We start from the raw sequence: 12518 nt of genomic DNA on the forward strand, positions 1-12518 counted from the left end.
CATGCCCGACCTGGTCCTGCATACCGCTCCAGCGGTCGAGCCGATCGAGGCCGACGAGGTCGCCAAGCGTCTCGGCCTGTTCGAGGTCGACGATCGGATCGGCGCCTTCATCACCGCCGCCCGGCAGTCGCTGGAGGGTGTGCGGGGCTCGCTCGAACGGGCGCTGATCACGCAAACCTGGGACCTCTATCTCGACGAGTTCCCATGCGGCGAGCTTCGGCTCCCGTTCCCGCCGTTCCAAGAGGTCGTCGAGATCACCGTCACCGACGACGCCGGCGCCGAGCTTCCGATCCCGCGATCCTCCTACCGGGTGTTGAAGGGCGAGTTCGGCCGGGTGCTGCCGGTCGGGTCCTGGCCGAGAGTCGGCGCGATCGGACAGGGTGTGCGCATTCGCTTCGTCGCCGGTTATGGCGATGACGGTGCGGCGGTCGAGAAGGCCGCCGCACCGATCGTCCAGGCGCTCGTGCTCATGGTCGGGCGCATGCTCGCGGTAAGCCGGGCCGACATGGCGCTGCGCTCACGCACCGTCGAGGGTGTCGGCGCGACGACCTGGATGAACCCGGACGATGTTCGCAAGGGCATCACCGCCACCGAGGACGCGCTCCTCGCACCGTATCGGGTTTACTCATGACCCCGCGCGCCCGCGAGATGCTGCAAGCCTATCATGAGGAAATGCCGCGCTGGCGGATCGCGCTTCGCCGCGACGGCGAGGCCGATTGCCAGGCGCGTGCGAAGGTCGTGGACTTCGACGAGGCCGAGATCGTCGGCGGCATCCAGGAGGGTAAGCGCAAGCTTCTCGTCCTAGCGTCGGGTGTCACCTGGTCCGATCCGCTACGCGAGGGCGACCTCGCGATCGTCGACGGCGCGGAACTCTACGTCAACACGGTCGACGACCAGCGGCGCCGCGTCGACGGCACGCTGATCGCCTACGAAGTCACGGCGGGCGGGCGATGAAGCCTTCGAAGATCGCGCCGATCTTCCGCGAGGTCGAATTGAGTTTCGCGGCGCATTCCTCGCCGAGGGTGCGCTCGAGAAAACTGGCGGCTTATGCGCTGGAAAAGATCAGCGAGGCAAAGCGGATCAATGGCACGGCCGATCGGCCCGCTCCGCATCGTCAGATCGTCGACGGCCGGGAGGGCGCGCCGCTCGCCTCGGTGAAACCCGATGGCGTGATCGTCGCCCGCTTCAATCTCGTCACCGAGACGCTGATCTGGATCGGCGACGAGCTGATGAAGAACAGTCCGGTGCTGACGGGGCAGTTCGCGCGCAGTCACGTCCTCTACGTCGACGGGGTGCCGCATGTGCCGGGAACGCCTTACCCGGACGGCGAGGAATACGCCTTCATCAACGTCCAGCCCTATGCCCGGCGGATCGAGAAGGGCTGGTCGAAGAAAGTCCCGGACGGTCTCTATGAGGGCGTCGCGACGATGGCGGCGCAGCGGTTCGGCAACATCGCCCGGATCGGCTTCGCCTGGCGCTCACTGGAGGGCGCTGGCGCGCTCGATGCCTGGGCCGGCAAGACCAGCATGACGCGCAAGGATCGCGACCTCAAAGGGGCGGACCTGCAGGAGTGGCTGAAACGACAACCCGCGATCACCGTGAGGCCGAACTGACATGGCGCACCCGCATGTGATTGCTGCCGTCGACGCCCGCTTCCGTGCCGGCTTCGTCGAGCCGGATTGTCCGATCCGAGAAGTGAACGAGAAGCCCGGCGCCGACAAGACGCGCACGGCCTTCGTCGTGCTGCAGTTTCCCTGGTGCCGCTCGGATCCCGCGACGGTCGGGGCGCCGGGCGGCCAGTGGTTTTCCGAACAGGGGACGTTCCGCTTTGTCATCGCCCTGCCAAAGGGCGAAGGGCTCGGCCAAGGGCCGACCTGGGCGGAGCGGATCGCGGCTCTGTTCCGCAGCGAAGAGTTCGAAGGTCTGTGGTGCATGGCGCCGGGCTCGCCGGTCATCGACGACCGTAACGAGACGGATGCTTACTTCCGGCTTTCGTTCAGCGTGCCTTACGAGTTTCAATTCCAGCAACCGGAGATATCACCATGATCACCGTCGCCAATCGTTCCGATCGTCCGCAGATCCTGCCGCAGAAGGGCAAGGATGCCGTCGAGATCCTGCCGGGCGAAACCGCCAAGGTCGAGATCGACGCCGACAACCCGCATGTTGCCGCCAAGGTGCGCGCAGGGCTGATCGAGATCGCGACGACGAAGGAAGAAACGAAGGCCCTGATCGCGTCGACGTCGACCGATGCGGCCTCGAAGTCCGACACGAAGGCCTCGGCGGCCTAAACGCCCGACGCCTTCGCAGCTTTCCGAACTCTCGCCGCCGGCGAGATCCATGGCCGCCCTTGAGGGGCGGTTTTTTGTTGCCCTGACCATAGAGAGGAGCGGCCATGTCCCGCATCTATAAAACCGGCAAGACGAAGGTCGCGATCGGCAAGGCGTCGGAAGACGTCGTGACGCTGGCGACCTTTGAGGCCGACACGACCTATGTCGAGTTCGACGGCATCACGAACATCGGCGGCTTCGGCGACACGGCCTCGCTGATCACGTCCGACCACGTCAATTCGGGTCGGACGAAGAAAGCGGTCGGCACCCGCAACGCCGGGTCGATGACGCTCGCCTGCGACCGTCAGCCGAACGATCCCGGCCAGCTCGCCGGCATCGCCGCCGCTGATACCGACGACCGCTACAACATCCGCGTCACCATCCCGGTCGGCAAGGGCAAGTTCGAGGTCGATTACCTCACCTGTTACGTCCTGAGCCGGAACAAGGATTTCGGCGGCTCGAACGACGCACAGAAGATCACCTTCAATCTCGAACTCGATGAAGCTCCGATCTCGAAGCCCGCCGCCGTCTGACCCCATCGCCTGCAGGCGAGGGCGGCGGCGTGAAGTATCGGGCGCGCCGCCGCCCAACTCCCCCGAACCCGATGACACCCGAACTCGCGACACGCGAACCCGATAGGACAATCCCATGACCCCCCTTTCCAATGACGTCGAAGTCGAACTCGGCGGCGATACCCATCTCCTGCGGCCGAGCCTGAAAGCCGCGACCGCGATCTCGCGCCAGTTCGGCGGCCTCGTCGGTGCCATGCAGGCGGCGCTGAACGGCAACCTCGACGCGTTCCAGTTCGTCGTGAAGACCGGCATCGTGACGGCGAAGAACATCTCGACCGAAGACCTGAAGGAATTGGTCTGGAGCGCCGGCATGCGCAAATTGAGCGACCCGGTCTCGAAGTATCTGACGCTCCTCCAGAACGGCGGCAAGGATCCCGACGCCGACGAGGAAGACGCCTCGACGGGAAACGGCGGCGAGGGCTAACGCCCGACGAGCTGCACGTCTCGATCTACAGGGCGGCGCTGGTCGCCCTGCCGGCCTGGAGCGATGACGAGATCATGTCGTGTGATCTCGGCCGCCTCCGGCTGGCGATCGACGCGGCGCAGGCCGAGCGCGGCGCCGAGCATCGGTTCCAGATGCGCATCCACGGCCATCAGGTCGAGGAACCCCCGCCGCCAGACCAGACCGACGAAGAGATGGTCGCATCGGCACGCAACGTCATGGCGATGTTTCGCCGGCGGGCCGTCGACCCCGACGACGATGATTGAGGGCGGCTCACGGGCCGCCCTTTTCTGTTCCCGCCCGACGAACTGCCGCGAGGATCCATGGCCGCCACCGAACAGCGCATCGACGAGCTGGTCTTCCGCGCGAAGACGGAAGGCATCGACCAGGCCAAGGCGGCGCTTGGCGGACTGCAGGCGGCGCATGCCGGCGCCGGGCAGGCTGCCGGCGAGAATGCCCGTGTTCACGAAGAGGTCGGGCGCGCCATGCGCAATCCGACCGCCGCCTTCGACGATCTCCGGCGCAAGCTGGAAGGCTCGCCGGCGGCCTGGAAGGCGCTGGAGCGGGGCCTGCGCGTCGTCAGCCGCGCGGCCGACGAGGGCAAGAGCGAGATCGCCGCCCTCGACCAGACGGTCGACGACCTCCTGCGCAACTTCCAGCGCGCCGTCGCCCCGAAGCTCTCGCCGAGCGTCGACCTGACGCCGCTGAAGGCGATGATCGGCGAGACCAAGCGTTTCGACGACCAGGCGCGCGCCATGGCCCGCACCTTCCTGAAGAACGCCGAGGATGCCGAACAGGCGCTTCGCCTTCAGGCCAAGGCCGCCGAGGACCTGGCAACCCGCACGGCCAAGTTCCGCGCCGAACTCGATCCTCTGTCGGCCGCACAGGCGCGCCTGAACGCGCAGCTCGCGGAAGCCGCCTCGCTGCGCGATGCCGGCGCGATCGGCGACGACGAGGTGATCCAGCGCACCCGCCAGCTGAACAAGGAATTCGACGACCAGGCGCGCCGCCTCGGCGTCGCGAACGACAATCTCAAGCTCACCTCGGGACAGGTCCAGGGGCTCGGCTACCAGATCAATGACGTCGGCACGATGCTGGCGATGGGTGCTTCGCCGTTCCAGGTTATTGCCAGTCAGGCCGGACAGGTGGTCCAGGTCCTGCAGGAGGGCGGCGGCGTCAAGGCGAGCCTCGCGGCGATCGGCGCGACCTCGATCGCGACGGCCCGCACCATCCTTGCGGCCATGGGTCCGGTCGGGATGGCCTTCACCGGCATCACGATCGCCGCCGGCGCCTTCGCGCTCGCCATGCGCAAGGATATCCCGGACGCGTCGGCGACGCTGGAGAAGCACGAGCGCATTCTCGGCCAGATCTCCGACCGCTATGAAGGTCTCGCCGACAAGGTTCGCCAGTTCGGCCAGAATGCCGCCTCGACGCTTGGCGTCCAGGCTGGTGCGGTCGGGCGCGATCTCGCCACCGTCCTCGCCGAACAGCGCAAGCAGGCCGAGCGCGCCTTCGTCGGCGGCAGCGATTACACCGGCTTTGCCATGTTCGGCACTGACGACTCGTCGCAGATCCCGTCGCTGCCGAAGTTCGAGCCGATCCGCGCTCAGGTCGAGGCGTTCCGCAAGTCTCTGCGCGACGGCAATCCCGATATCGACGGCTTCCGCAAGAGCCTGTCGGCAGCCTATGCGCTCGCCGGCAACAATGAGCCGATGCGCAAGGCGATCGAGGCGGCGTTCCAGTTCACCGACAGCCTGTCGGCGACGGAAGCGGCGATCGAGGCGAACAAGGCTGCCCTGCAGGCCCTGAACCCGGAGTTCACTCGGCTGATCGAGCGGACGAAGGCGTTTCAGGACGCCATGGGCGAACTGCGCACGCTCGGCCCCGACGTCGGGACCGCTGCCGACCGCATCCAGGCGGCTTTCGACGAGGCCTCATCGTCAGCGCAGTCTTATGGCCAGATCGTCGCGGCGGCCAACGCGGCGAATGCGGCCTCGGCCGAGTTGGCGCGTCCCTCGATCGAGGCGCTGCAGGAGGCGCAGGATCGTCTGGCGAACCTGAAGCTTTCGCCGAACGAGCGGGCGATTGCCGAGATCAAGCAACAGTCCGACGCGAAGATCGCCGAGCTGCAGCGCGTCAACGGATCGGAAGCGGCCATCGCTGCCGAGCGGCAGCGCCGGGACGCCGAGGTTGCCGGCGTTGCCCTGGAGGCAAGCCGAGCCGAGACCGCGCGCCGTGCCGGCTATGAGCTCGACGTGCGTGCCATCACGGCGCGGACGTCAGTCGAGAAGGCGGCGATCGAGGCCGAGCGAGTGCGCATCGACCTGATCGCGCAGGGTGTCTCGGCAAGCGAAGCCTCGGCCCGTGCCGAAGAAACGCGGGCGCTGGCAATGGTGCAGTCGACGAATGCTCTGTCGGAAGCTCTGCGCCAGCGCACGGAAGCCGGCCAGGCACAGGTCGACCAGGCGCAGTTCGAGTTGACGCTCGTCGGCCAGAGCGCAGCCGAGACGGCACGCCTGACGGCTGAATATCAGATGCTCGCCACCGCCAAGGAAGCGGCGCGGGCCGCTGGCGAGGTCGTGAGCGATAGCGAGGTCGCCGCGATCAAGGCGCAGGCCGCCGCGATCGGCGAGGCGACGGGCGCTTTGCAGCGTCTCAACTTCGAGCGCGATATCGCCTTCGATCGTCAACAGGCGTCCCGCTCGCCGGAGGAGCAGGAGATCGCCGAGCGGCTGCGCTCGATGGGTGTCGAGTACGAGAGCGCGCAGGGCAAGGCCGATGCGGCGCAGCTGCGCCTGAACAAGCGGCTGCACGAGACGAACGACCTGATCGCCGGCATGCGCGACGACGGGAAGGACGCCTTCCTCGATCTCGTCGACGCGATCGGCTCGGGCGAGGATGCCTTGAGCGCCTTCGCCGGCGCCTTTGCGGGCCTCGGCAAGCAACTGGCGAGCCTTGCCACCGACAAGATCTTCGATCGCCTCTTCGGGGGTGTCGGCGATACCGGATCGACGACCAATGTCGGCGGCATCCTTGCCAACGTCGGAACCTCGATCCCTTCCTACAGCGCGGGGTCGCTCGGCGAGACCAACTCGGCTCCCCTCGGCCGTGTCGATCGCGCACCTCTGCCGCCGCTCGTGACGGGCGAGGGGTTCTCGGCGTCGAAGGCCGCGTCGGTCGCGGGGCAGTCCGTCCCCGCTCGCGTCTGGAATTTCTTCGCCTCGAAGGGGCTCGCCGCGCATCAGATCGCCGGCATCATGGGGAACGGCAAGGCGGAGAGCGCCTGGAACCCTGCGGCGATCGGCGATGGAGGCGCGGCCCTCGGTCTGTTCCAGTGGAACGATCGTGGTCCGGCCATGCAACGCCATGTCGGCGCGGACTGGCGGAGTGACGTCGACGGCCAGCTCGACTTCGCCTGGAAAGAACTCCAGACGTCGGAAAGCCGCGCCTATCGTGCCCTCCTGAAGGCGACCGACGTCACACAGGCGACGGAGGCCTTCCTCGGGTTCGAGCGCCCGCACGGCTACAACACCGGCGTTCGGAACTCGCACAATTATTCCGGTCGCGTCGCCAACGCCAACGAAGCGTATCGGGAGTTTGGCGGGCAGAACGTCGCGTCATCGACCAGCGACGCGCAGCTGCAGGCTCGCGCCGTTTCGTCCGGCATCGTCGATGCCAATCGCAAGATGGCGGGCGGGTCCGATCCTTGGGGCGGCATGCGGACGGCGACCGTCGCGCCGACCGCCGCAACCGGGATCCGCGTTGGCACGGATGGGCGTCCGACTGGCTGGAACGGGATGTCCAATCCCGGTTCCGTTCTCGGTATCCAGTATCCCGGCTTCACTGCCATGGGCGGCGTCTCTGCCGGTCTCGGCGGCTTTGGTGCGGGATACCAGTCGGGTTCGCCGATCAGCGGCGGCCTGCAGGGCGCCCTCGGCGGCTTCATGGCCGGCGGCCCGATCGGCGGTCTGATCGGCCTCGCCGGTGGCGCCCTCGGCGGCATCCTCGGCGGTCGTGCCAAGCGCAAGGCCGCGCACGAGGAGGCGGCGAAGAAATGGGAGGAGGTCCGCCCTCAATATGAGGCGTTCGATCGCTCGCTCTCGGGCGAGGGCACCGGGGATCTGCGCGCGCAGAACGAAGACCTGTGGGGCAAGCTGAACAGCTTCATGCAGGTCGGTGGCGCCGCCTGGAAGAACGGCACCGGCAACTCGTCGGCGCAGTTCGCCGAGACCTGGCGCAAGGCAGCCGAGAAGATCTTCGCGAGCTATGAGGAGTTCCGCGAGGGCTTCCGGCCCATGCTCGAAGACCTGACGTCGGGCGAGGGGTTGCAGGGGACCTTTGCCAAGGGTCGCGCTGGAGCCAAGGCGCTGGGCGAACAGGTGAAGAACTTCATCGACGACGTGAAGATCGCCTGGGGCTCGGCCGACAACGGTCTGCCGAGTGGTGCGCCAGGTGACGCCGCCGACAAGGAATGGAAGGCCTCGCGTGAGGCTGCGGTGGCCGAGGCCAAGGCTGCCGCAGGCGCCTATGCGCTGACGATGCTCTACACGGCCGACACGACGTCGGACGTGCAGAAGGCCATCGACAGCTTCCGGGGCACGGCGGCGGGTCTGCAGCCGATCCTCGAACAGCTGGGATGGTCGGCCGACGACGCCGCCAAGGCGATCGATGAGCGTCTGACACAGGCGCTCACGAAGATGCGGGGCGACTTCGAAGAGGGCATCAGCGACCAGGTCAACGATCTCGACGGCAAGGGCTATCTCGCCGAGGTACGCGAGATGCTGGAGGTCTTCGAGCAAACGAAGAAAGACGCCGAACTGCTCGGCGCCGACACGTCCCTCTTGCCGAAGCTGTTCGAGCTGCAGGGGCAGGCGATTGTCGACGGGGCCGAGCTGACCGGCGATGCCTTCGACGAGCTGATCAAGGCGTTTCCGGTCCTCGCCGGTGTCGTCGAGGCCTTCGTCGAGGGCGCCGTCAAGCGCACGGCGTCGCAGCTGAAGGACGTGATCACCGGCTATGGCGATCGCACCTTTGCGGCGACGAACGACGCAAGCGCCTTGGCGGGGCAACTCGCCATCTTCGACCGCCAGGCGCAGAAGGAGCGCGAGGCTGAGACTGCCGCTGGCGGCAAGGCTATGGCGGAGCTGGAGCGTGCTCTAGCTGCCGAACGCCTGAAAATCGTTCGCGACAGCGGGCGACAGATCGCCATGACGGCTTACGATGCCTCGAAGGCGCAGCTGCAGAGCCTGTACGATGGGCTCGACAGCTTCTCGACGAGCCTGAAAGAGTTCCTGTCCGGGATGAAGATCGGCGACAGCTCCACGCTGTCGGCGAAGGACAGGCTGGCCGAGAGCAAGCGGATCTATGAGGAGACCTTGTCGAAAGCGAACGGCGGCGACGCCGAGGCGCGCGATCGGCTTCTCGGCGTGACGCAAACCTATCTCGACAATGCGAAGGGCTACTTCGTGTCGTCGGAAGGCTACGGGAAGATCTTCGACGAGGTGCAAGCCTCGCTGAAGGCGACGGACGTGAAGACGACGTCGCAGCTCGACCTGATGCGTTCACAGGCGTCGTGGTTGTCGAAAATCAATGACAGCACCTTGTCGGTGGCGGATGCGCTCAAGGATTACCTTGCGGCGCAAACGACGCTGAACGCGGCTCGCAACTGGGGCGACCCCGGGTTCGAGAACCGCAACAAGGCGATCGTCGGCGATCTGTCGAACGCGGGCATCAGCTACACGGGCGATTTCGGCGGGGGCAAGTTCCTCGACTGGACGAACGCGCAGCTGCCCTCGCAACAGGCGATCATCAACGCGATCGTCGATCGGTACGACCGTCAGTTCCAGCTGAACGGCTATGATCCCAAGTACAAGGGAACGGCTCTTTACAAGGGCATGCAGCTCGGCGGGATCGTCGGCGCCTACCAGGGCGGCGGCACGGTCGGCAACGGGGTCTGGAACGTCGACAGCGTTCGCGCCCGCTTCGCCGGGGGCGGCGATATCGCCTTGGCCGGCGGCGAGGGCGTGCTCACGGCGCCGGCAATGCGGATGCCTGGCGTCTCGGCTTTCATGGAAATGGCGAACCGGGGTGTCGCGCCCCGTGTGGTCGACGTGCGCCGTCAGGCCGCAAACAGCATGGGGGGCAGCTCCTATGCCTCGCGCGCTGAGATGACGGCGCTCGGCGCCAAGCTCGATCGTCTGATCGACGTGACGAGCGGCGGGTTCGAGGGCTCGATCGCGGCCACCGATCGCGTCGGCTTCGCAACCGAACAGTCGGCCGCCGCGAGCCGGCGGGCGGCATCGAAGTCCGTACAGAGGGCAGCATGATCTACCTGATCGAGATCGAGGCGGCCGACGAGGCGACCGGGGCGTTGACGACGCTCCGGTTTGCCTCGCGGGCCTACACGACCCGGCCCGACGACGAGCCGGCGAATGCCGTCTTCCGGTCCCGCCTGAAGGATCCCGGCAATTATGAGCGGTATCTGTTCGGGCAGGGCCGGACGTTCGGCGAGAGCGAGGTCGGGGCAGGCGAGGTCGTTCTCGTCAACACCGATGGCGCGCTCGACTTCATGCTCGATCTCGCCTTCGACGGCCGGGCGCTGCGCATCTACTCGCTGAAGCGGGTGAACAGCGCCTGGTCCTCGCGCGAGACGGTTCTCATCGCCACGATGGAACAGGCGAGCTTCAATGGCCGCGAGGTGGCGATCCGCCTTCGCGACCGCCTCGAACTCCTGCGCGATCCCATCCAGTCGGCCGTCTACCTCGGCACGACGACGGAAGGCGGGCGGGCGGATGCCGAGGGCAACTCCGACCTGAAGGACACGAAGAAACCGATGCTGTTCGGGCGCGTGCTGAACGTCGCGCCCGTGCTCGTCGACCAGTTCGATAACATCTACCAGGTGTCGGCTAACCCGCTGGCGGCCGTCACCGCCGTCACCACGGCGCGCGATACCGGCGTCAAGCTCTCGGCCGCCGGCGACTTCCCGTCGCTCGCAGCGCTGAAGGCGGCGCCCATCCCGCAAGGGCATTACGGGACCTGTCTCGCCTCCGGCCTGGTGCGCACCTATGCTCGGCCGAACGGGACGATGACGGTCGACGCGAACGAGGGCGCAACGCTCGCCGATCGCTCGGCCGCGCGGATCGTGCGGCGGATCATTGGCGCGATCGGCGCAGTGAGCGAGGCCGACTTCGAGGCGCTGCATGCGGCCAACCCGGCCGAGTGCGGGATCTTCATCGCGCCGAGCGAGACCACGACGCTGGCGGTGGCGAGCACGATCCTCGCCTCGATCGGCGGCTTCCTTTCGGTCGACCTCCTCGGCGTCTTCCGGGTCGGCCGTCTCCTCCTGCCGAGCGGGCCGCCGGAGGCGCGCCTCATCCGCAATCGGATCATCGATCGCGGCGAGGGGTTCGCCCGGCTGCCGACCAACGATCCCGGCGACGGCGTGCCGGCATGGAAGATCACCGTCCGCTATGGGCGGAATTACACGGTGTTCTCGGAAAGCGACCTGAAGGAGGTCGCCACCGATGACGCCTTCCGCACCTTCGCGACGCTCGAATGGCGCCAGGTGATCGTCGAGGACGCGGCGGTCAAGCAACGCCACCCGAAGGCGTCCGAGCTGGTCTTCGAGACCTGTCTCCTGAACGAGGCGGACGCGCGGTCCTTCGCCGCGCATCTCCTCGCGATCTACTCGAAGCGGCGCGACCTCTTCCGCGTGGTCCAGCCAAGCGCCACCGTCGCCGGCGTCGACCCGAACGACGTCGTCGAGCTGGCGATCGACCGCTACGGGTTCGGCGCCGGCAAGCTGGTCCGGGTCCTTGGCGTCGTACCGACATTCTCCACCAATCTCACCGAGCTGGAGGTCTGGCTTTGAACAATCGCAAGATCCTGAAGCTCCTCGGCGACAACCGCAGCGACCAGCCCTATCCCGGCCGGTTCGGCCCGGTGCCCGGCGCGACGCTGGACGGGGGCAGCTGGACGCTACCACTCGTCAACCTGCAGGACCCGGAACTGGCGCTGATCGCTCGCTCGCAGTCGGCCAATGCGGACCATGCGCGCTTCTCCGTCCGCTTCACCCGCGAACAGACGCTGAAGGCGTTCTTTCTTGGGTACACGAACCTCACGATCTCGGCGGCGATCTCGCTCACCGGCTACTTCGACGAGGGGCGCACGGACATCGCGTGGCGCAAGCGGTTCCAGGCCTACCCGCCCGTCGCTTTCACAGGCGACCTCGACTGGCGGGCGCCCAACTGGTGGTCGGGCAAGCCGCTTGTGGAAAGTTTGGAAGGGTTTACGCAAAACGCCTTCGTGGTCTTCGATGGCGATGTGCGGGCACGGGTGATCGACGTCGAAATCGAGGATCCCGGCAACCCCGATGGCTTCATCGACTTCGGCCGTCTTCTGTGTCTGAACGGGTGGCAGCCGGTCTCGAACTACGTCCTCGGCGGCAGCCTTGCGTTCGAGACCGACACGGTGATCGAGAAGTCCATGTCGGGTGCTGAGTTCGCCGACGTTCGCGAACCCTTCCGCGTCTACAACGTCGGGTTCCAGCACCTGCCAGAGCAGCAAGCCCTCGACCAGGGGCTGGAGATGGTCCGGCGACAGGGCATCCACGGCGAGATCCTTGTCGTTGACGACTTCGCCCCGCTCAACCTGCATCGCCTCTCCTTCCTCGCACGACCACGCCAGATGGCCGCGTGGGAACGCTCGGCGCCCAAGCGCGCCAATATCGCTTTCCAGCTGAAGGAGCGCCTTCCATGAGCTTCACGCCCAACGAAGAGAACTCCGGGGATCGGCTGAACCGCTACAACGGGGGCAGCTACGATCCGACGACGAACCCGCTCGGCTTTGATGACGGTGGCAATCAGGCCGGCGTTTTTACCGCCATGTTGAAGGACGTTGTCACCTTCGGCCGAGGCGTCGTTCGTGTCACTCTGGAAGCGCTGGCGGCGATGAACACGACGGCCGCACGCTTCGAGGCGGCGGTCGCGGCGATCAAGGCCGGGCCGGTGTCGAGCGTCAACGGCCAGATCGGCGCCGTGACGATCGACCTCTCGACGATCTCGGCCGAGGTCGAGGAACAGCTCGCCGAGGTCAAGGCTGCACAGGCCGACCTCGTCGCAGCGCAGGCTGGACTCCTCGACGACGGTATTGCTTACACACTCGCATTCGGGAACTGAG

The 12518-nt window shown here is 66.8% G+C and carries 12 protein-coding genes; all 12 read left to right on the top strand.

The genetic code is table 11. The features are described 5' to 3' along the window. The first annotated feature begins 1 nt into the window (after position 1). The 12 genes from AUL33_RS09055 (at position 2) to AUL33_RS09110 (ending at position 12517) form a co-directional block, all read left to right on the top strand. Positions 2 to 631, top strand: coding sequence for a hypothetical protein (locus AUL33_RS09055; RefSeq protein ID WP_062206783.1), 630 nt, complete (start codon positions 2 to 4; stop codon positions 629 to 631). Beyond that, entirely contained in the window at positions 628 to 954 is a 327-nt protein-coding gene (locus AUL33_RS09060) for a hypothetical protein (RefSeq protein ID WP_062206785.1), read from the top strand. Before AUL33_RS09055 ends, AUL33_RS09060 begins: the two co-directional genes overlap by 4 nt. After that, positions 951 to 1613, top strand: coding sequence for a hypothetical protein (locus AUL33_RS09065; protein WP_062206786.1), 663 nt, complete (start codon positions 951 to 953; stop codon positions 1611 to 1613). Before AUL33_RS09060 ends, AUL33_RS09065 begins: the two co-directional genes overlap by 4 nt. A gap of 1 nt (position 1614) precedes the next feature. Further along, positions 1615 to 2046, top strand: a complete 432-nt coding sequence (locus tag AUL33_RS09070; RefSeq protein ID WP_062206788.1) for a phage tail terminator-like protein — start codon at positions 1615 to 1617, stop codon at positions 2044 to 2046. Further along, complete coding sequence (locus tag AUL33_RS09075; protein ID WP_062206791.1) at positions 2043 to 2288, top strand: hypothetical protein; 246 nt, start codon at positions 2043 to 2045, stop codon at positions 2286 to 2288. The genes AUL33_RS09070 and AUL33_RS09075 overlap by 4 nt, the downstream gene beginning before the upstream one ends. A gap of 104 nt (positions 2289 to 2392) precedes the next feature. After that, positions 2393 to 2860: a hypothetical protein gene (locus AUL33_RS09080; protein ID WP_062206793.1), complete on the top strand. Its 468-nt coding sequence runs from the start codon at positions 2393 to 2395 to the stop codon at positions 2858 to 2860. Between the two features lie 115 nt (positions 2861 to 2975). Beyond that, positions 2976 to 3323 (top strand): hypothetical protein, encoded by a 348-nt coding sequence (locus AUL33_RS09085; protein ID WP_062206794.1) that lies wholly within the window; start codon positions 2976 to 2978, stop codon positions 3321 to 3323. A 74-nt stretch (positions 3324 to 3397) separates the two neighbouring features. Then, positions 3398 to 3607 (top strand): hypothetical protein, encoded by a 210-nt coding sequence (locus AUL33_RS22665; protein ID WP_062206795.1) that lies wholly within the window; start codon positions 3398 to 3400, stop codon positions 3605 to 3607. Positions 3608 to 3664: 57 nt separating this feature from the next. Beyond that, positions 3665 to 9667: a phage tail tip lysozyme gene (locus AUL33_RS09095; RefSeq protein WP_062206797.1), complete on the top strand. Its 6003-nt coding sequence runs from the start codon at positions 3665 to 3667 to the stop codon at positions 9665 to 9667. Beyond that, on the top strand, positions 9664 to 11211 hold the full coding sequence (locus tag AUL33_RS09100) for a hypothetical protein (RefSeq protein WP_062206799.1): 1548 nt from the start codon (positions 9664 to 9666) through the stop codon (positions 11209 to 11211). Before AUL33_RS09095 ends, AUL33_RS09100 begins: the two co-directional genes overlap by 4 nt. Further along, positions 11208 to 12098, top strand: coding sequence for a hypothetical protein (locus tag AUL33_RS09105; RefSeq protein ID WP_062206802.1), 891 nt, complete (start codon positions 11208 to 11210; stop codon positions 12096 to 12098). Before AUL33_RS09100 ends, AUL33_RS09105 begins: the two co-directional genes overlap by 4 nt. After that, on the top strand, positions 12095 to 12517 hold the full coding sequence (locus tag AUL33_RS09110) for a hypothetical protein (protein ID WP_062206804.1): 423 nt from the start codon (positions 12095 to 12097) through the stop codon (positions 12515 to 12517). Before AUL33_RS09105 ends, AUL33_RS09110 begins: the two co-directional genes overlap by 4 nt. The last annotated feature ends 1 nt before the right edge of the window (position 12518 follow it).

Source organism: Aureimonas sp. AU12, from assembly GCF_001463705.1.
Classification (GTDB): Bacteria; Pseudomonadota; Alphaproteobacteria; order Rhizobiales; family Rhizobiaceae; genus Aureimonas.